Source organism: Arthrobacter sp. TJ-240 (genome assembly GCF_058269195.1).
Window position 1 is genome coordinate 49,722 of sequence record NZ_JBZCNG010000010.1, and the last position, 20,283, is coordinate 70,004.

Consider the following 20,283-nt stretch of genomic DNA (forward strand, 5'->3'; position numbering starts at 1 on the left):
AACTAGACTGGCAGGCAACCATGACACTGACAATCTCCTACCCCGCGGACCTTCCAGTCTCGGAACGCCGGGCAGACATCATGGCCGCGATCGCGGCCAACCAGGTCACCATCATCGCCGGCGAGACCGGGTCCGGGAAGACGACGCAGATCCCCAAGATGTGCCTCGAGCTCGGCCTGGCGGAGCGCGGCCTGATCGGTCACACCCAGCCGCGGCGCCTCGCTGCCCGCACCGTGGCCGAGCGCATCGCCGAGGAACTGCAGGTCCCGCTCGGCGAGGAGGTGGGCTACCAGGTCCGCTTCACCGGCTCGGTGGGCCGCAAGACCAAGATCAAGCTCATGACCGACGGCATCCTGCTCGCCGAGATCCAGCACGACAGGATGCTGCGCAAGTACAGCACCATCATCATCGACGAGGCGCACGAGCGCAGCCTGAACATCGACTTCATCCTCGGCTACCTCCGGCGGATCCTGCCCGAGCGGCCGGACCTCAAGGTCATCATCACCTCGGCCACCATCGACCCCGAGCGGTTCGCCGCGCACTTCGCCGCCGATGCCGCCGTCGCGGACACCTCCCCCGCACCGATCATCGAGGTCTCGGGCCGCACCTACCCCGTGGAGATCCGGTACCGGCCGCTCGACCAGCTGCCGGGCGGGATCGACGACGGCGACGGCGGTGCGGATAGCGAGCTCGAGGAGGAACGCGACCCCCTGGATGCCGTCTGCGACGCCGTGGACGAACTCTCCCTCGAGGCGCCGGGTGACATCCTGGTCTTCTTCTCCGGCGAGCGCGAGATCCGCGACGCCGCGGACGCGCTCCGGGCGAGGATCCAGTCCACAACGCGCCTGCGCGGCACCGAGGTGCTCCCGCTGTTCGCGCGCCTGTCCCTCGAGGAGCAGCACCGCGTCTTCCGCCCCACGGGCAACCACCGCCGCATCGTGCTGGCCACGAACGTCGCCGAGACGTCCCTCACCGTGCCGGGGATCAAGTACGTGATCGACACGGGGACGGCACGCATCTCGCGCTATTCCCACCGCACCAAGGTGCAGCGCCTGCCGATCGAGCGCGTCTCGCAGGCGTCTGCGAACCAGCGGTCGGGCCGTAGCGGCCGCGTCTCCGACGGCATCGCGATCCGCCTCTACTCGGAGGAGGATTTCGAGTCCCGCCGGCCGTTCACGGAGCCGGAGATCCTCCGCACGAGCCTCGCCGCGGTCATCCTGCAGATGGCGGCCATGGGCGTCACACGCAGCCCCAAGGACATCGCGGAGTTCCCGTTCGTGGAACCTCCCGAGACCAAGGCCATCAACGACGGCGTGGCCCTGCTGCGTGAGCTCGGCGCGCTGAAGGACGACGGCGGGCTCTCCGCCGTCGGTCGCAAGCTCGCGCAGCTTCCCGTGGACCCCCGGCTGGGACGCATGATCGTCGAGGCCGGTTCGCGCGGCGCCGTCAAGGAGGTCATGGTCCTCGCGGCCGCACTGACCATCCAGGACCCCCGCGAGCGGCCCTCGGCCGACCAGCCGGCGAAGCAGCAGCAGGCGGCGGAGAAGCACAAGCGCTTCGTCGACGAGAACTCCGACTTCACGGCCTTCCTCAACCTGTGGCGCTACCTCCAGGAGAAGCAGGACGAGCTCTCCTCGACGCAGTTCAGGAAGCTCTGCAAGGCCGAGTTCATCAACTACCTGCGCGTCCGGGAGTGGCAGGACCTCTTCCAGCAGCTGCGCCAGCTCGCGAAGCCGCTCGGCATCACGCTGCCCGCCGGACCCGTGGACCCCGTGGGCCTGCACGAGCAGATCCACGTCAGCCTGCTCTCCGGTCTGCTCAGCAACATCGGCCTCTACGACCAGCGCAAGCGGGAGTACGCCGGTGCCCGCGGGACCCGGTTCGCGGTCTTCCCGGGGTCGGCGCTGTTCAAGAAGTCGCCCGACTGGGTCATGGCCGCCGAACTGGTGGAGACCTCTCGGCTCTGGGCCCGGGTGGTCGCCCGCATCGACCCCCTGTGGGCCGAACAGGTGGCACCGCACCTCGTGAAGCGCACCTACAGCGAGCCGCACTGGTCGAGGAAGATGGGCTCGGTCATGGCCTACGAGAAGGTCACGCTCTACGGTGTGCCGATCGTGCCCCAGCGCCGCATCAACTACGGGCGGATCGACCGGGACGTGGCCCGCGAACTGTTCATCCGGCACGCCCTCGTGGAGGGCGACTGGAAGACGCACCACACCTTCTTCAGCCGCAACCAGGCCCGCCTCGCCGAGGTGGAGGAGCTCGAGAACCGGCTGCGACGGCGTGACCTGCGGGTCGACGACGAGACGCTCTTCGAGTTCTACGACCAGCGCATCGGCCCCGACGTCGTCTCCGAACGGCACTTCGACTCCTGGTGGAAGCAGGCCCGCCAGGACCACCCCGACCTGCTCGACTTCGACCCGGAGCAGCTCCTCAGTGAGGACGCGGCGGAACTCGACGAGGCGGCGTTCCCGAGCACCTGGCACCAGGCGGGCTTCGAGCTGCCGCTGACGTACGAGTTCTCGCCCCTGACCCCCGAGGCGCACGACGGCGTCACGGTCACCATCCCGGTGCTGTTCCTCAACCAGCTCGAGCCGAAGCCGTTCCGCTGGCAGATCCCCGGCCAGCGCGTGGAACTCGTCACCGCGCTCATCAAGTCCCTGCCCAAGCAGGTGCGGAAGAACTTTGTGCCCGCCCCCGACGTCGCCCGGGCCGCCGTCGCCGCGCTCGCCGGCGACTTCGACCCCGCCGAGGACGATCTCGAGGCGTCCCTCGAACTCGCGCTGCGCCGCCTGCGCGGACACGTCATCCCGCCGGGCTCGTGGAACTGGTCGGCCGTCCCGCAGCACCTGCTGATGATGTTCCGCATCGTCGACGCCGGTGGACGGGTGCTCGACGAGTCCCGCGACCTCGAGGCGCTCAAGGAGTCGCTCGCGCCCGCGGTCAGCCGTGCCATCGCGCAGTCCCTCGGCGCCACGCCCGGCAGCACACGGCCCTCGGGAGGACCCGGTCGGGGCGGCCGCGGCGCTGGCACGGGCCCCGCCGGACGCGACGAGGGACGTCCCGCCTCCGGGCGGGCCGGCCGCGGCGCCCCCGCCGCCGACGCGCCCCGGACGGGCGGGCGCACCGGCGCCGCCCCTGCCTCCCGCGGCGGGATCGCCGTCGCCGAGGCGCCGGCCGTCGCGGAACGCACGGGAGAGAAGGCGTGGGTCTTCGGCGCCGTCGAGCGCGAGGTGTCCCGCACCGTCGCCGGACACCGGATCACGGGCTTCCCCGCCCTGGTGGACGAGGGCACCTCCGTGGGCCTGAAGGTCTTCCCCGACGCCGGCCAGCAGGCCACGGTCATGCGCGCGGGTGTCATCCGGCTCCTGGCGCTGCGGATCCCGAGCCCGGCGAAGTACGTCCTGGAGCACCTGAGCAACACCGAGAAGCTCACCTTCAGCCAGAACCCGCACGGCAGCGTCGCGGAGCTGATCCGGGACTGCTCGCTCGCGGCGATCGACAAGCTCGTGCCCGAGGAGCTGCCCTGGACCGAGGAGGCCTTCGACCGGCTGTACGAGGACGTCCGCGCCGAGCTCATCGACACCGTCTTCACGGTGACCGCGACGGTGGAGCGCGTGCTGTCCAGCAACCGCCGGATCCAGAAGCAGCTCAAGGGCACCACGAGCCTCGCGCTCATCACGGCCCTGAACGACGTCCGGAGCCAGCTCGAGCACCTCGTGTACCCCGGGTTCGTGGCGGCGACGGGCTACGCGCAGCTGGCGCACCTGCCCCGGTATCTGAAGGCCATCGAGGTCCGGCTGGAGAAGCTGCCCACGAACGTGCAGCGCGACGGTCTCGCCACCGCGGTGATCCAGCGGCTGGAGGACGAGTACGACGACGCCGTGGCGTCCCTCGCCGCGGGGCGTCACCGCCCGGCCGCCCTCCGGCGCGTGCGCTGGATGATCGAGGAGCTGCGCGTCAGCCTCTTCGCGCAGGACCTCGGGACGGCGTACTCGGTGTCCGAGAAGCGCGTGCGGACCGCACTCAACGAGGCACTGGCAGCGACGCGGTAGGGGTGGCCGGACCGCCGTCGGCCCGTCTACCCCGGGACGTGGGCGCCGTGCCCCGCGTCCCGGAGGGCGGTGCGCAGGGCGTCGGCGGCGCGGTCCATCGCTCCCGGGTCGGGGTCGTGGTCGACGCGCCGGAGGTCGAAGTCCTGCGGCGACTGCGTGGGCCACACGTGGACGTGGAGGTGGGGTACCTCGTAGCCCTCGAGCAGGACCCCCACGCGTTTCGCCCCGAATGCCTTCTCCTGCGCCCGGCCGACGGTCTGCGCCACCGCCATCACCGTGGCCAGGGTGTCAGGGTCGGCGTCGAGCCAGTGCCCGATCTCCCGGCGCGGCACCACGAGCGTGTGCCCCGGCGTGATCGGGGCGATGGTCAGGAACGCGACGACGTCCTCGTCCTGCCAGACGAACCGGCCAGGGATCTCGCCGTCGATGATCCTCGTGAACAGCGTGGGCATCGTGCCTCCTGGGGTTGCGGCTGGTCGGACGCCGGTGTGCGACGACGCGTCGGGCAGTGTCACGCGGCCGCGCAGGGGCGGTGGCACGGGGCGTCCTGGGGTCATGCCCCGACGCTACCCGAGCAACCCGGGGCGGACCAGTGACGGGCCCGCCGTCGAACCGCCCCTGCGCGCCGGGTCAGGCGCCCGTCGCGACCGGGAGGCCCGGCGTCGTGGACCACTGCGACCACGAACCCGGGAACAGTGAGGCGTCGATGCCCGCGATGTCCAGGGCGGCGATCTCGTGGGCTGCCGTGATGCCGGAGCCGCAGTAGACCGCGACGCGCCCGCGGTCGGCGCCGAGGGCCCCGAAGCGGCGCCGGAGTTCGTCCGCGGTGCGGAAGCGCCGGTCCGCCGCGAGGTTGTCCGCCGTCGGCGCACTGACCGCGCCGGGGATATGGCCGGCCTGCGGATCCACCGGCTCCTGCTCGCCGCGGAAACGCTCACCTGCACGGGCGTCGATCAGGACGTCGACCACCGAGGCGTCGAGGAGGTCCGGGACCGAGACGACCGGCATGTGACCCGGGGTGAGGTGCACGGTGCCGACGCAGTGGCGCTCCTCCCCGCCCTCGACGTCGAACCCTGCGGCGCGCCACGCGGTCAGGCCGCCGTCGAGCAGGCTGACCTGCGTGACGCCGGCGTCACGCAGGAGCCACCAGAGGCGGGCGGCCGCGAGGTTCCCCGAGTCGTCGTAGGCGACCACGACGTCGCCGTCGTTCAGGCCCCACTGGCGGGCGGCCTCCTGCAGCGCCTCGGCCGTGGGCAGCGGGTGACGGCCGATGCCCGGACCGCCGGGGGAACAGAGCTGGGTCTCCATGTCCACATACACGGCACCGGGTATGTGGGCGGCGCGGTAGTGCTCGTGGCCGTGGGGGTCGCCCAGGGACCAGCGCACGTCGAGCAGGATGGTCTGCAGGCCGGAGGTCATCCGGTCCTGCAGTTCCTGCACATCCATCAGAGTCTTCATCGAGATCTCCTGTCGGGACGGGCGGCCGGACCGCGGTGATCACCGCGGCCGGCCCTGATGCAGGCCAGTCCACCACACGCCGGTCCGCGCACCAAGGACCCGGGGCGCCCGGGTGGCGCCCGTCAGACCTCGACGCCCTCGCGGACCTCCAGATGGCGGAACACGGTCCCGTAGCGCGCACCGAGCCGGGTGACGTGGCCCTCGACCATGCCGAGCCCGGTCTCGTTCAACAATGCGTCGTGGATCTGGAACGCGCGCGGCGCACGCACGGAGGCCACGAAGTCCACCACCTCGGCGAGCTTCGACCAGGGCGCGTGGACGGGGACGAGCAGCGTCCGGACGTCGATGCCGTCGGGGACGACGAAGGAGTCGCCCGGGTGGTAGACGGGGCCCCCTGCTCCCCCGACCCCCCGGACGAGGAACCCCAAGTTGGCGATCATGGGGATGAGGGGATGGATCAGCGCGTGCTGGCCGCCGAACGTCCGGACGTCGAAGCCCGCGGTGGAGAAGTCCTCGCCACCGGCCACGGCGTGGACCCGGTCACCCGCGGCATCGCCCAGGCCCTGCGTGACGGCATCGGCGGCACCGGGTGGAGCCCAGAGCTGCATGGAACGGTTCGCCGCGAGCACGGCGACCACCCGTTCCAGGTCGATGTGATCGGGGTGCTCGTGGGTGACGAGGATCGCGGCAGCGTCCTCGAGGGCCTCCTCGACCTCCGAGAAGGAGCCCGGATCGATGACGAGCACGGCGCCGTCCTGCTCGAGACGCACGCAGGAGTGCGAGAACTTGGTCAGCAGCATGCGCCCAGACTACCCGCGGCCACGCTGATAATCTTGACTCTGGTCCAGGGCACGTCCGGTGCCCTCGGGAAGGTTGGAACATGACGCCTGAGGCGACATCCGAGGCAGGGCCCACGGTAGGAACGGGAGGCGCGCAGCGCGTCACGCGCCAGCGCCGTGCGGTCAGTGCCGCCCTCGACGACCTCGACGATTTCGTCAGCACCCAGGAGCTCCACCGGGTGCTCCACGACCGCGGGGAGTCGGTCTCGCTCGCGACGACGTACAGGATCCTGCAGTCCATGGCCGACGACGGCCTCGTGGACGTGCTGCGCAGCGGCGACAACGAGGCGGTCTACCGTCGCTGCGCCGTGGAGCACCACCACCATCACCTGCTGTGCAGGAACTGCGGCCGGGCCGTGGAGATCGAGGCTCCCGCTGTCGAGCAGTGGGCCGCGCGCGTCGCCGCCGACCACGGCTTCACCGACACCGCACACACGGTCGAGATCCACGGGCTGTGCCCGGAGTGCTCGGCGTCGGCCTCCCGGCCCTGATGCGCGGCAGCGGGACGGTACCCCATCCGGCGTCCGCTGCGATACCGCCCCATACCCGGGACGCCGGTGGCCGCCCTCGACTACGCTGATTCCTGTGCCGCCCGATCCTCCCGTCCCTCCCGCCGCGGTTCCGACAGCGGACCGGCAGACCTCCGGTCCCGGTCCGGAGCGCCTCGAGGACCTGATCGACGCCGTGCGGCGGTACCGGACCGCCGAGATCGCCATGCGCGGCCGGAGCAGGGACTCCATGCATCTCGGGCGGTCGGACATGACGGCGCTGCGCCTCCTGCTCCGCGCCGGGCAGACCGGCACGCCGCTGACCGCGGCGGTACTCGCGCGCGAGCTCGGCATCTCGACGGCGGCGACGACGGTCCTCGTCGACCGTCTGACCAAGAGCGGCCACGCCGAACGCCGCCCGAGTGCCACGGACCGGCGGGCCGTCGAGATTTGGCCCACCGCCGCGACGGACGAGGAGGTCCGCGCCACCATGGGGACCCTGCACGAGCGCATGATGGCTGCCGCGAACGCGCTCTCTCCCGGAGAGAGCGCCGTGATCCACCGGTTCCTCGGCGACCTAGGGCGAGCGGTATCGGGACTCGAGTTCCCGGCAGTCCTGGGCACGGCTGCACCCCAGGACGCCGCGCCGCCGGCTCCGGAGTGATCCGGGCCGGTAGCTAGAAGGATTGACTACTAGATGACCTAAGCTAAGGACATGGATTCATCGGACGCGCAGCAGGGAGCGGGCTACTGGTACCCGCCGGGCAGCTCCGACGCGTCCGCACCGCCGACCGACCGCGCGCCTACCGGCGTCGACGTCCTCAACGCCCTGCGCGCATACCGCACCCTGGAGAACGACCTGCGCCGGCGCCTCGGCCGACGGCTCAACGTCAACGAGACGGACCTGAGCGCGCTGCGCTATCTGCTCTCGGTCTGGCAGCGCGACGAGGGGGCGAGCCCGAAGGAGCTGGCGCTGGCCCTCGGGATCTCGAGCGCGTCCACCACCCTCGTGATCGACAGGCTCGAGAGGGCCGGGTTCATCCGCCGCCGGCGCCACCCGGTGGACCGCCGCTCCGTGATCATCGAGCCCGGTGAGAAGGCCACGGAGGAGTTCCGCGTTGCCTTCGACATCGAGAAGCGCGGTGTCCTCGTCGCGGCCGACGGCCTGACGGACGCGGAGACCGAGACGGTCACGCGCTTCCTGCGCAGTATGGAACAGGCCCTGACCGACGCCGTCGAGCAGGCGGACCGGACCCGGGAGCCCTAGCCCCGCGTCGCGGCGGCGCCCCGCGGGAGGCCGTCCGTACGTGATCGTGCCGCCGCCCGACGTGAACCGACCACCCGGCACAGCAGGTAGATCACGAAGGAGATCGTGGTGACGTAGGGGCTGATCGGGATGCGGCCCCCCAGCGCGAGGAGGATGCCGCCCACCACCGACGTGCACGCGAACAGCACGCTCAGCAGGACCACGAGCCCCGGCGCGGAGGTGACCTTGAGGGCCGCTGCCGCCGGGGTGATGAGCAGGGCCAGCACCAGCAGGGCACCGACCACCTGGATGGACAGGGCGACCGAGATCCCCAGCAGGACCATGAAGAGGATCGAGAGCCCTCGCACGGGCACACCGCGCGCCTCGGCGAGGTCGGCGTCGGCACTGGCGAATGTCAGCGGACGCCAGATGGCGGCGAGGGTGACGATGACGACGGCGGCGCACCCCACGAGCAGGTTCAGCTGCACGTCGTCGACGGAGACGATCTGCCCGGTGAGGAGGCCGAACTTGTTGGCGGCGCGCCCCTCGTAGAGGGCGAGGAACAGGATGCCGAGCCCCAGGCCGAACGGCATGACCACTCCGATGATCGAGTTGCGGTCGCGCGCCCGGATCCCCATGAACCCGAGCACGAGCGCCGCGAGCACCGATCCCACGAGCGAGCCGCCCACGACGTTGGCCCCGATGAGCAGCGCGAAGGCCGCTCCGGCGAACGAGAGTTCCGCGATGCCGTGCACCGCGAAGGCGAGATCGCGCATCATGACGAAGGTCCCGATGAGCCCGCCCAGCAGGCCGAGGACGGCTCCGGCGATCAGGGAGTTCCGCACCAGCGGGAGCAGCTGGGCGTAGTTGTCGAAGGTGAAGATCGCCTCCACGATCCCGGAGAAGTCCATGCTCAGGCGCTCTCGTGGTGGTGGGTGGTCGCGTCGGGCAGGCCCACGACGACGATCCGGCCGTTGCTGTGCAGCACCTCGACGGGGCTGTCGTAGAGGTCGGAGAGGACCTCGCTGGTCATGACCTCCGCGGGCGCCCCGACGCGGAACCGTCCGTCGGCGAGGTAGAGGACGCGGTCCACGTAGTCGATGACGGGATTGATCTCGTGCGTCACGAAGACCACCGCGCTGTTCTTCTCATGGCACTGCCGGTTGATGAGCGAGCTCACGGCCTGCTGGTGGTTCAGGTCGAGCGACAGCAGGGGCTCGTCGCACAGGAGGACGGTCGGGTCGGTGGCCAGGGCCTGCGCGACACGCAGCCGCTGCTGCTCACCGCCCGAGAGGAGCCCCACGGGGGCGTCGGCGTAGGACGCGGCGCCGACGTCCCGGAGGAGGCTGTCCACCCGCTCGCGGTACGCGCGTCCGTGCAGCCGCAGCCCCCACCGGTGGCCGTCCACGCCGAGTCCCACCAGGTCGCGCGCACGCAGCGGTGTCTCGGGCGGGAAGGCTTTCTGCTGCGGGATGTAGCCGAGGTCGCGACTGCCGCGCGTGATCGGACGGCCGTCGATCGTCGCGGTCCCTGTGTCGAGCGGCTGCAGCCCGAGCAGCACCTTCAGGAAGCTCGTCTTGCCCGATCCGTTCGGTCCGAGTACGGCGAAGAACTCGCCCGGCATGATGTCGAGGTCGAGGCCCTCCCAGAGCGTGCGTCGTCCGAAGGAGAGCGCCGCGCCGCGCAGGCTGATCGCCGGGCCCACTGCGCCGTCCGGGGACTGCGCGGAGCGCGAGGTCGTCGAGGTCATGCGGAGCGGCTCCCAGTCCGTCGGGGGCGCACCGGGACCGGTCGCCGAGAGCGCGGAGCGTGGGGTCACGATCCGAGCGCCGCCTCGATGCTATCGGTGTTGGCGCTCATCCAGGAAACGTAGTCCTCGCCGTCGGGCAGCGTCTCGGTGAAGACGAGCACGGGCAGGCCCGCACCCTCGGCGGCCGACCGCACCGCCTCGGTCTGCGACCCCTCGGTCTGGTCGTTGTAGGCGAGGAAGGTGAGCGTCCCGCCCGTCACGAGCGACTTCATGTCCTCGAGGACCGCGACGGGGACCTCCGATTCCTCCTCGATGGCCTCGGTGAACTGCTCGGGGGTGACGTCGGTGAGGCCCGCATCCTCGAGCAGGTACGCGGGGACGGGCTCGGTGACGGCTACCTCGCCACCGGGTCCGTCCGCGGCGAGCGCCGTCAGGCGGTCCTGGATCGTCTGCAGTTCGGCGGTGAAGGCGTCGGCCCGCTCTTGGTACGCGTCGGCGTTCGCCTCGTCCAGCCGGCCGAGTTCCCCGGCGATGGCGTCGGCGAGGGCCATCATGGCGGGCAGGTCGTACCAGACGTGCTCGTTGAAGGCGCCGTGGTCATGGCCTTCCTCGCCGGACGGGTCGGCGTGCGCCTCGCCGGACGCCTCCTCCTCCGCGGAGTGTCCCTCCTCGAGTCCTGAGAGCTCGACGGCGCTGAGCACCGTCCCCACGCCCGTCTCCTCGGCGAGGCGGCCGAGGAAGACGTCGTAGCCTCCCCCGTTCTCGATGACGAGATCCGCCTCGGAGACGGACAGCTTGTCCTGCACGGTCGCCTCGTACGAGTGGGGGTCCTGGCTGAGGCTGTCGACGATCGCGGTCACCTCCACGTCGTCGCCGCCCACGGCCGAGGCGATGTCCCCGTACACGTTGGTGGCGGTGACGATGGTGAGCGCCCCGTCGTCGGCGGCGTCCGCCGCCTGCGCGCCCGATCCGCCGTCGCCACAGGCGGCGAGCCCGACGGCGGAGGCGGCCAGGAGTGCGGGAACGGCGAGACGGCGGGACAGGCGCATGGGACCTCGATCTGACTAATGAGAACTGTTTACGTTAGGACATCGAGCATAACCTAGACGCGAACCGTTCGCATTTCCCCCGCGGGGACCTGCGTCAGCGGACGGGCGCCTCCGCGCCGCCTGCGCCCTCCCCTGTCCGCCGGACACCCTGGTTCTGTGTGGCGTCCCTGATCTCGCCGATGAGCTGCTCGATGACGTCCTCGAGGAAGAGCACGCCCCGCGTGGAACCGTCGGGTCCGAGGACGCGCGCCAGGTGCGAGCCCGTCCGCTGCATCACGGCGAGCGCGTCCTCGATCTCGTCGCTGAGCGACAGGTTCACGAGCGTGCGCACCTTGTTCTCCGTGATGGGGCGCCGGTACATGGCCTGCGGCATGGACATGACGTCCTTCAGGTGCATGTAGCCCGTGAGGTTCCCGGAGTCGTCCATCATGACGAACCGGGAGAATCCGGTGCGGCCCACGGCGCGCTCGAAGTCCTCGGGGGTCGCGTCGGTGCGGACGGTGACCAGTTCACCGAGGGGGATCATCGTCGTCTCGGCCGTCTGGCCGGAGAACTCGAGGGCACCGGTGATCAGGCCGGACTCGTCGTCCACGAGCCCGCTCCTCGTGGACTCCTCCACGATCGACTGGACCTCCTCGAGCGTGTACGTCGAGGACACCTCATCCTTCGGCTCCACCTTGAGGGCCCGGAGGATGTGGTTCGCGGTCCAGTTCAGCGTGGAGATCACCGGGTTGACCACCCGCGCGATCATCACGAGTGGCGGGGCCAGGAGGAGCGCCGCCTTGTCCGCCACGGAGACCGAGATGTTCTTCGGCACCATCTCGCCGAACGTCACGTGCAGGAAGGTCACGAGGACCAGTGCCAGCGCGAACGCGACCCCGTCCGCGAGGCCTTCGGGGATGCCGACGGCCTCGAACGGCACCACGAACAGGTGATGGATGGCCGGTTCGGCGACCTGCAGGATCAGCAGGGAGCAGACGGTGATGCCCAGCTGCGAGCAGGCGAGCATGAGGGAGACGTGCTCCATGGCCCAGATGGTGGTCCGGGCGCGCTTCGACCCGGCCTCGGCCAGCGGCTCGATCTGGCTCCGGCGCGCGGACATGATGGCGAACTCCGAGCCGACGAAGAACGCGTTGCCCATCAGGAGGACGACGAGCCAGACGATTCCTGCCCAGTCACTCATCGGTCGGCCTTCCTGACGGCGGTGCTGCCCGCGAAGGCAGGACGGGCGCCGGGGCGCGGGGCGGTGTCGTGCGAGCCGGTACCCAGCGGCACGGACTGGTGCTCGGGGACCACGGCGTCGTCGGGCTCGTCCCCGGCGGGGACGGGCGCGGGGCGGAAGTGGACGCGGTCGATGCGCCGTCCGTCCATGCGCTCCACGGTGAGGGTACCCTCGGGCACCTCGACGCGGTCGCCCGGGGCGGGCACGCGCCCGAGCTCGGCCATGATGAAGCCGGCCACGGTCTCGTACCCGGCCTCGTCGGGCACCACGAGGCCCGGGATCTGCAGGGTGACCTCGTCCGGTCGGAGGAGACCCGGGAAGAACCAGTCCCCCGCCGCGCTCTGCAGCACACCGGGCTTCAGCTTGTCGTGCTCGTCCTTGACCTCGCCGACGATCTCCTCCACGAGGTCCTCGAGGGTCGCGACGCCGGCCGTCCCGCCGTACTCGTCCAGCACGACGGCGAGCTGGAGGTTGGCCTCGCGGAGCTCGCTGAGGAGGGAGTCCAGGTGCACCGTCTCGGGCACGCGGAGCACATCGGTCATGATGGTGCCGGCGGGGAGATCGGCGCGCTTGTGGCGCGGCACGGCGACGGCCTTCTTGACGTGCACCACGCCGCGGATGTCGTCGGCGGAGTCGCCGATGAGCGGGAACCGGGAGAAGCCGGTACGCCGCGCCGCCTCGACGACGTCGGCCACGGTCTGCTCGGAGTCGATGACCTCCATGCGGATGCGCGGGGTCATGACGTCGGCGGCCGTCCGCTCCGAGAAGCTGAAGGTCCGCGCCAGGAAGTTGGCCGTGCCCTGGTCCAGCGTGCCCATCTCCGCCGAGCGGCGCACCAGCGAGGAGAGCTCCGACGGCGTCCTGGCGCCCGAGATCTCCTCCTTGGCCTCCAGACCGAAGATGCCGAGGACCCGGTTGGAGAAGCCGTTGAGCACGATGATGGCCGGCTTGAAGACGGCGGTGAAGACGAGTTGAGGGCGCGCGAGCGCCTTGCCCACACGGAAGGGCAGCGCGATGGACAGGTTCTTCGGGACGAGCTCCCCGATGAGCATGGAGAGCAGGGTCGCCAGGATCATCGCGATGATGATCGAGGTGGAGGCGATGAGGGCCTCCGACAGGCCGAGTCCGGCGAGGGGCGCCTCGAGGAGCTTCCCCACGGACGGCTCCATGACGTATCCGGTGAGCAGCGTGGTGAGGGTGATGCCGAGCTGGCAGCTCGACAGCTGCGTGGAGAGCGACTTCAGGCATCGCAGCAGCGGCTCGGCCTTCGTGTCGCCGTCCTCCACCGCGCGCTGCACGTACGTCTGGTCGAGGGCCACGAGCGCGAACTCGACGGCCACGAAGAACCCCGTCCCGAGGACGAGGAGCAGGCCGACGGCCAGGTACATCCACTCCACCGCTACCTCCCCTCCCCGATCAGCACGGGCAGGGGGCGCAGCGGCCCGCGTCTGAGGGGGTCCGCCGCGTCGGGGAGGGCCGCGTCCGAACCGGCGTCGACAGCGCGTTCCGCATCGGTTCCGGGCAGCACATGGGCGAGAGGTGAGGGGATGCCGGCATCGAGCCGGCCCCTGGAAGGACTGTCCATAAGGAGGCCCAGTTTACCGGCTCGGACACGTGCGCGACCGAGGACTTTCTCCGCGGGCGGAACCGCGCCCTCGGGCGGGCCTACCAGCTCTGCTGGAGCGGACGCCCCTCCTCGTACCCGGCGGCCGACTGCACGCCGACCACCGCGCGCTCACGGAACTCGGCCAGCGAATCGGCGCCCGCATAGGTCATGGAGCTGCGCACGCCGGCGGTGATCAGGTCGAGCAGGTCCTCCACGCCGGGGCGGGCAGGGTCCAGGTACATCTTCGAGGTGGAGATACCCTCCTCGAACAGGCCCTTCCGGGCACGCGCGAAGACGTCGTCACGCCGGGTGCGGTTCTGCACCGCACGGGCCGACGCCATGCCGAAGCTCTCCTTGTAGCGGCGGCCGTTGCTGTCGGTCTGCAGGTCGCCCGGGCTCTCGTAGGTCCCGGCGAACCAGGAGCCGATCATGACCTGGCTCGCGCCCGCGGCGAGGGCGAGGGCGACGTCGCGCGGGTAGCGGACACCGCCGTCGGCCCACACATGGGCGCCGAGCTCGGCCGCGGCCTGCGCGCACTCGTGGACGGCGGAGAACTGCGGGCGCCCGACGGCGGTCATCATGCGCGTGGTGCACATGGCGCCGGGGCCCACACCGACCTTGACGATGGACGCGCCCGCGGCGACCAGGTCGCGCACCCCGTCGGCGCTGACCACGTTGCCGGCCACGATCGGGACCTTCGGGTCCAGGCCGCGCACGACGGCGAGGGCGTCGAGCATCTTCCGCTGGTGGCCGTGGGCGGTGTCCACGACGAGGACGTCGACGCCTGCCTCGAGCAGGGCCGAGGCCTTCGCCTCGACGTCGCCGTTGATGCCGACCGCCGCGGCGACGCGGAGCCTGCCCGCGGTGTCGAGCGCAGGCTCGTAGATCGTGGAGCGGAGCGCACCGTTGCGGGTGATGACACCCTGCAGCACGCCGTCGCGCACCACGGGTGCGAGGGCGATGCGTGCACCGTCGAGGTCCTCGAAGGCCTTCTGCAGGGCCACGGCCGGCTCCTCGTCGAACAGGGCGGCCTCGAACGGCGCGGGCGCCGCCCGCATCACGGACTCGAGCGAGGCGAAACGGTCCACCTCCTCGCAGTCGGCCGCGTTCACCACACCCACGCAGGCACCGGACCCGTCGACGACGAGGACGGCCCCGTGGGCGCGCTTGTGCATGAGATGCAGGGCGTCGATCACGGTGTTGCCCGGCTGGAGCCTCAGCGGCGTCTCGAAGACGGGGTGGCGGTCCTTGACCCACGAGGTGACCTCGGCGATCACCTCGACCGGCACGTCCTGCGGGAGCACGCCGATCCCGCCACGCCGGGCGACGGTCTCGACCATGCGCCGACCGGTGACCGCCGTCATGTTCGCCACGACCAGCGGGATCGTGGTCCCCGTGCCGTCGTCGGAGGAGAGGTCCACATCGAAGCGGGAGATGACCTCGGAGGCACTCGGGACGAGGAACACGTCCGAGTAGGTGAGGTCGGTGGTGGGCGGGGTGATGAAGCGCACGGTTCTCCCTGCGTCGACGGCTGGACGGGCAGCCTGATGGACAGCCGCATAGAGTCTAGTGCGTCGTCCGCCTCCGGGCACATCCGTCGTCCGCGCGCAGTATCGCACGGCGCGCCTGCGCACGACACGCCTGATTGGCCGTTGCCTACTCCTGTCACTACACTTGGACAGGGTTCAGACGCGGCTTCTCGGCCGATCGTGCCGCCCGCATCGCGCTCAGGGCAACTTACGGAAGAGGCGTATACCAAGTGCCAGAACAAACCAGCCATCGTCTGCCTGAAGAGTTCGGCGGGAACGAGTGGCTCGTTGATGAACTCTACGAACAGTTCCAGAAGGACCGCCACTCGGTCGACAAGAAGTGGTGGGACCTGTTCGATTCGTTCGACGCGGAGAACGCCCCGAACGGACGCCCCTCGGCAGCGGATCGGCCCGCCGGCGCCGCCCCTGCGGCACCCGCCGCCCCCGGGAGCAAGGGCACCTCCGCCGCCACTCCGACGCCCCCCACGAAGGAACTGCCGGTCGTGAAGACCGAGGCCCCGGCGCCCAAGGCATCGGGCGAGAGCCCGGCCAGCACCCAGCAGGACGGCACGCCGCCCGTGGCGAAGGAGCCCGCACCGGCGAAGAAGCCCGAGAGCTCGCGCGAGGAGAAGCCCGCCGCGAAGCCCATCCCGGCCCAGCTGCCGGTCTCCGACCGCAACGGCGAGATGGAGGAGAACCGGGTCAGCGTGCTGCGCGGCCCGGCGAAGGCGATCTCCACCAACATGGAGGCCAGCCTCAGCGTCCCCACGGCCACGAGTGTCCGCGCCATCCCGGCGAAGCTGCTCATCGACAACCGCGTGGTCATCAACAGCAACCTGGCCCGCGCCCGAGGCGGCAAGGTCTCCTTCACGCACCTGATCGGCTACGCGATCATCCGCGCCCTCGCCCAGTTCCCGTCGCAGAACGTCTACTACGACGTCGTCGACGGCAAGCCCTCCGCGATCCAGCCGGCGCACGTGAACTTCGGTCTGGCGATCGACATGCCGAAGCCGGACGGCACGCGCTCGCTCGTGGTGCCGAACATCAAGAAGGCCGAGACCATGAACTTCTCGGAGTTCTGGCACGCCTACGAGGACCTCGTCAAGAAGGCCCGTGCGGGGAAGCTCGGCGCGGACGACTACGCCGGCACCACGGTGTCCCTCACCAACCCGGGCGGCATCGGGACGGTCCACTCCGTCCCGCGCCTCTCCAAGGGCCAGGCCTGCATCATCGGCGCAGGCGCCCTCGAGTACCCCGCGGAGTTCCAGGGCTCGAGCGAGAAGACGCTCGCCAAGCACGCGATCAGCAAGACCATCACGCTGACCTCCACCTACGACCACCGCGTCATCCAGGGTGCCGGCAGCGGCGAGTTCCTGCGCATCATCCACCAGCTCCTGCTGGGTGAGCAGGGCTTCTACGACGAGATCTTCGAGTCGCTGCGGATCCCCTACGAGCCCGTGCGCTGGAGCGCCGACATCCAGGTCGACCCGGTGGACCAGATCAACAAGGTCGCCCGGATCCAGCAGCTCATCCACGCGTACCGCGTCCGCGGACACCTCATGGCGGACACCAACCCGCTCGAGTACGTACAGCGCAAGCACGCCGACCTGGACATCAGGACGCACGGACTCACGCTGTGGGACCTCGACCGCGAGTGGCCCACGGGCGGCTTCGGCGGCCAGCCGATGCTCAAGTTCCGTGACATGCTCGGCGTGCTCCGTGACGCGTACTGCCGCACGACGGGCATCGAGTACATGCACCTCCAGGACCCCGCCGAGCGGCAGTGGTTCCAGGACGAGCTGGAGCACCCCTACTCCAAGCCGAGCCGCGAGGAGCAGCTGCGCATCCTGCACAAGCTGAACTCCGCCGAGGCGTTCGAGACGTTCCTGCAGACCAAGTTCGTCGGCCAGAAGCGCTTCTCCCTCGAGGGCGGCGAGTCCCTGATCCCGCTGCTCGACGCCGTGATCTCGGGTGCGGCCGACGACGGCCTCGACGAGGTCGCCATCGGCATGGCGCACCGCGGCCGCCTGAACGTGCTGACCAACATCGCCGGCAAGACCTACGCCCAGGTGTTCCGCGAGTTCGAGGGCACGCAGGATCCCCGCTCCGTGCAGGGGTCGGGCGACGTGAAGTACCACCTCGGCACCGAAGGCACCTTCACGTCCGACGCCGGCAACGAGACCAAGGTCTACCTCGCCGCGAACCCGTCCCACCTCGAGGCCGTCGATCCCGTGCTCGAGGGGATAGTCCGCGCCAAGCAGGACCTCCTCGACCAGGGCGACACCTTCCCGGTGCTGCCGATCCTCATCCACGGCGATGCGGCGTTCGCCGGGCAGGGCGTGGTGGCGGAGACGCTCAACCTCTCGCAGCTGCGCGGTTACCGCACCGGTGGCACCATCCACGTCATCGTGAACAACCAGGTCGGCTTCACCACGAGTCCCACGTCCTCGCGCTCCTCCGTGTACTCCACGGACGTCGCGAAGATGGTCCAGGCGCCGGTGTTCCACGTGAACGGCGACGATCCCGAGGCCGTGGTCCGCGTGGCCCAGATGGCGTACCAGTTCCGCCAGCGGTTCAACAAGGACGTCGTCATCGACATGGTCTGCTACCGCCGGCGCGGCCACAACGAGGGCGACGACCCCTCGATGACCCAGCCCATGATGTACAACCTCATCGAGGCCAAGCGCTCCGTCCGGAAGCTCTACACCGAGGCCCTGATCGGCCGCGGCGACATCACGCAGGAGGAGGCCGAGCAGGCCCTGCGCGACTACCAGGAGCGCCTGGAGCGTGTCTTCGCCGAGACGCACGCGGCGCAGACCTCGCCGATCCCCGTCATCACGCAGGACCCGCAGGCGGTGTCCGACCTCGAACGCCCCTACGCGCAGCAGGCGGACGGCGGCCGCGGCGACGCCCCGCAGACGGCGATCAGCGCCGAGACGCTCGCACACATCGGTGCGGCCCACACCTCGATCCCCGAGGGCTTCACGGTGCACCCGAAGCTCAAGGCCCTGCTGGACAAGCGCGAGCAGATGTCCCGCGAGGGCGGCATCGACTGGGGCTTCGGCGAGATCGCGGCGTTCGGGTCCCTCCTCATGGAGGGCGTGCCCGTGCGGCTCGCCGGCCAGGACTCGCGCCGCGGGACCTTCGTGCAGCGCCACGCGGTGTTCCACGACCGGGCCACCGGCCACGAGTGGCTGCCGCTCGACGGCCTCAGCACCGACCAGGCGAAGTTCTGGATCTACGACTCCCTGCTCAGCGAATACGCGGCCATGGGATTCGAGTACGGCTACTCCGTGGAACGCCCGGACGCCCTGGTGATCTGGGAGGCGCAGTTCGGCGACTTCGTCAACGGCGCCCAGACCATCATCGACGAGTTCATCAGCTCGGCGGAGCAGAAGTGGGGCCAGCGCTCCTCCCTCGTCCTGATGCTGCCCCACGGCTACGAGGGCCAGGGCCCCGACCACTCCTCCGCCCGGATCGAGCGCTTCCTCCAGATGTGCGCCGAGCAGAACATGGTCGTTGCCAACCCGAGTTCGGCCGCGTCGCACTTCCACCTGCTGCGCCGGCACGCCTACACCCGTCCGCGGAAGCCGCTCGTGATCTTCACGCCCAAGCAGCTGCTCCGCCTCAAGGGCGCGGCGAGCCCCGTCGAGGACTTCACGCAGGGCACCTTCCGTCCGGTGATCCCTGACACGCTCGGGACGTCGGGCAGCGATGTGGAGCGCGTGATCCTCGTATCCGGCAGGCTGTACTACGACCTCCTGGCGTCACGGCAGAAGCTCGACGACGCCCGGACGGCCATCGTGCGCGTGGAGCAGCTGTACCCGCTCCCCGTGGACGAGATCAGGGCTGTGCTCGCCACGTACCCCGACGCGGAGATCGTCTGGGCGCAGGACGAGCCGGCGAACCAGGGTCCGTGGCCGTTCATCGGCCTGAACCTCCCGCAGGAGCTGGATCGGCCCATCCGCCTGGCCTCGCGTCCGGCGTCGGCCTCGACGGCCACCGGCTCCGCGAAGAGCCACGCCGTGGAGCAGGAACTCCTCATCAAGAAGGCGTTCGGCCGGCAGCAGTAAGCCGGTAGCGGGCCGGTGGCAGGCCAGTAGTGAGCCATCAGTATGATGTCAGGTGGGGCCCGAGGCCCCACCTGATGCCTTTAAGGGCACGAACGGCCCCGTGCCGTTCCGCGTGCCCTGCTCCTTTTCGACGACCAGCACACCGAGGGACCAGTGGAACAACGCAGAATCCGGCTAGCAGCAGTGGGCGACGAACTCCTCGCGGGGCTCGGTGATCCACGCGCTCTGGGATGGTTCGGGCGTGTGATGGCGCGGACCCGCCCGGACAGCGCGAGCGTGGAGGCCTACAGCCTCCCTGCGCCCGGTGAGGGCACCGAGGCCCTCGCGAACCGCTGGCTGCAGGAGGTCGGACGCCGCTTCGAGGCCGGCTTCGAGAACCGCCTCGTGATCGGCCTGTCCGACCGGGATCTCGACCTCGACCTATCGACGGCACGGAGCCGCCTCAACCTCGCGAACATCCTCGACGGTGCGTCGCAGATGAGCGTCAAGGTGCTCGTCGTCGGCCCTCCGCCCGGCCTCGACGCGGAGCGCAACCGCCGCCTCGCCGATCTGTCCGCCGCGTTCGGCGACGTCACGACGCGCCGCAAGCACGTCTTCGTCGACACCTTCACGCCACTGCTCGCGCACGAGCAGTGGCGGCACGACCTCGCCTCCAACGGGGGCACTCCGGGCCAGGCGGGCTACGGTCTCGTGGCGTGGCTCGTACTGCACCGCGGCTGGTTCCAGTGGCTGGAAGTGCCGGCGCCAGAATAGGGCACCAGAGGTCTGCAGAGCCCCGGGGACACGCTGTTCCCCGGGGCTTTCCGATTGCTCGGAGTCCTTATATTTCAGCGAGGTAACAAATGGGTTATCAAAGGTTCACTGAGTGTCCGGGGGCAACAATCCTTCGCTATGCTGTCCGAGTGTGATTGCCGTCACTGCAGCAATCCGCCTCGTGGGGCACCCCTTGGCCCCTCGCGCCAAGCACA

At 70.3% G+C, this 20,283-nt stretch carries 16 protein-coding genes; 6 read left to right on the forward strand and 10 right to left on the reverse strand.

What is annotated here, in order from left to right; translation table 11 throughout:
• The first annotated feature begins 20 nt into the window (after positions 1-20).
• Positions 21-4,055: an ATP-dependent RNA helicase HrpA gene (hrpA, locus tag AC4D2C_RS18345; protein WP_490916247.1), complete on the forward strand. Its 4,035-nt coding sequence runs from the start codon at positions 21-23 to the stop codon at positions 4,053-4,055.
• Positions 4,056-4,081: 26 nt separating this feature from the next.
• On the opposite strand, the gene AC4D2C_RS18350 is transcribed toward hrpA, so the two are convergent.
• The 3 genes from AC4D2C_RS18350 to AC4D2C_RS18360 form a co-directional block, all read right to left on the reverse strand.
• Positions 4,082-4,507 carry an HIT family protein gene (locus AC4D2C_RS18350; RefSeq protein ID WP_490907836.1) on the reverse strand — a complete coding sequence of 142 codons (426 nt, stop codon included), beginning with the start codon at positions 4,505-4,507 and terminating at the stop codon, positions 4,082-4,084.
• Between the two features lie 178 nt (positions 4,508-4,685).
• Positions 4,686-5,513 carry a sulfurtransferase gene (locus AC4D2C_RS18355; protein ID WP_490916248.1) on the reverse strand — a complete coding sequence of 276 codons (828 nt, stop codon included), beginning with the start codon at positions 5,511-5,513 and terminating at the stop codon, positions 4,686-4,688.
• Positions 5,514-5,635: 122 nt separating this feature from the next.
• Complete coding sequence (locus tag AC4D2C_RS18360) at positions 5,636-6,313, reverse strand: MBL fold metallo-hydrolase (protein WP_490916249.1); 678 nt, start codon at positions 6,311-6,313, stop codon at positions 5,636-5,638.
• 80 nt (positions 6,314-6,393) lie between these two features.
• Here AC4D2C_RS18360 and AC4D2C_RS18365 point away from each other — a divergent pair, with 80 nt between their 5' ends.
• The 3 genes from AC4D2C_RS18365 (at position 6,394) to AC4D2C_RS18375 (ending at position 8,107) form a co-directional block, all read left to right on the forward strand.
• Positions 6,394-6,843 (forward strand): Fur family transcriptional regulator, encoded by a 450-nt coding sequence (locus tag AC4D2C_RS18365; RefSeq protein WP_490916251.1) that lies wholly within the window; start codon positions 6,394-6,396, stop codon positions 6,841-6,843.
• Positions 6,844-6,937: 94 nt separating this feature from the next.
• On the forward strand, positions 6,938-7,504 hold the full coding sequence (locus AC4D2C_RS18370; RefSeq protein ID WP_490916252.1) for a MarR family winged helix-turn-helix transcriptional regulator: 567 nt from the start codon (positions 6,938-6,940) through the stop codon (positions 7,502-7,504).
• Positions 7,505-7,555: 51 nt separating this feature from the next.
• Complete coding sequence (locus tag AC4D2C_RS18375) at positions 7,556-8,107, forward strand: MarR family winged helix-turn-helix transcriptional regulator (protein WP_490916253.1); 552 nt, start codon at positions 7,556-7,558, stop codon at positions 8,105-8,107.
• On the opposite strand, the gene AC4D2C_RS18380 is transcribed toward AC4D2C_RS18375, so the two are convergent.
• From AC4D2C_RS18380 to guaB1, 7 genes are all read right to left on the reverse strand, one after another.
• Complete coding sequence (locus AC4D2C_RS18380) at positions 8,104-8,997, reverse strand: metal ABC transporter permease (RefSeq protein ID WP_490916254.1); 894 nt, start codon at positions 8,995-8,997, stop codon at positions 8,104-8,106. The two genes, AC4D2C_RS18375 and AC4D2C_RS18380, sit on opposite strands and share 4 nt — an antisense overlap.
• A gap of 2 nt (positions 8,998-8,999) precedes the next feature.
• Complete coding sequence (locus tag AC4D2C_RS18385) at positions 9,000-9,836, reverse strand: metal ABC transporter ATP-binding protein (RefSeq protein ID WP_490907837.1); 837 nt, start codon at positions 9,834-9,836, stop codon at positions 9,000-9,002.
• 65 nt (positions 9,837-9,901) lie between these two features.
• Entirely contained in the window at positions 9,902-10,885 is a 984-nt protein-coding gene (locus AC4D2C_RS18390) for a metal ABC transporter solute-binding protein, Zn/Mn family (RefSeq protein ID WP_490916255.1), read from the reverse strand.
• 94 nt (positions 10,886-10,979) lie between these two features.
• Positions 10,980-12,068, reverse strand: a complete 1,089-nt coding sequence (locus AC4D2C_RS18395; protein WP_490916256.1) for a hemolysin family protein — start codon at positions 12,066-12,068, stop codon at positions 10,980-10,982.
• Positions 12,065-13,504, reverse strand: a complete 1,440-nt coding sequence (locus AC4D2C_RS18400) for a hemolysin family protein (protein ID WP_490916258.1) — start codon at positions 13,502-13,504, stop codon at positions 12,065-12,067. Before AC4D2C_RS18400 ends, AC4D2C_RS18395 begins: the two co-directional genes overlap by 4 nt.
• A 2-nt stretch (positions 13,505-13,506) precedes the next feature.
• A complete protein-coding gene (locus tag AC4D2C_RS18405) occupies positions 13,507-13,692 on the reverse strand; it encodes a hypothetical protein (RefSeq protein ID WP_490916259.1) in 186 nt (61 codons plus the stop codon).
• Positions 13,693-13,772: 80 nt separating this feature from the next.
• Positions 13,773-15,224 (reverse strand): GMP reductase, encoded by a 1,452-nt coding sequence (guaB1, locus tag AC4D2C_RS18410; RefSeq protein ID WP_490916260.1) that lies wholly within the window; start codon positions 15,222-15,224, stop codon positions 13,773-13,775.
• A gap of 248 nt (positions 15,225-15,472) precedes the next feature.
• On the opposite strand from guaB1, the gene AC4D2C_RS18415 reads away from it, so the two are divergent.
• Positions 15,473-19,315: a multifunctional oxoglutarate decarboxylase/oxoglutarate dehydrogenase thiamine pyrophosphate-binding subunit/dihydrolipoyllysine-residue succinyltransferase subunit gene (locus tag AC4D2C_RS18415; protein ID WP_490916261.1), complete on the forward strand. Its 3,843-nt coding sequence runs from the start codon at positions 15,473-15,475 to the stop codon at positions 19,313-19,315.
• Between the two features lie 153 nt (positions 19,316-19,468).
• Positions 19,469-20,068, forward strand: coding sequence for a GDSL-type esterase/lipase family protein (locus AC4D2C_RS18420; RefSeq protein WP_104049646.1), 600 nt, complete (start codon positions 19,469-19,471; stop codon positions 20,066-20,068).
• Positions 20,069-20,283 lie beyond the last annotated feature (215 nt).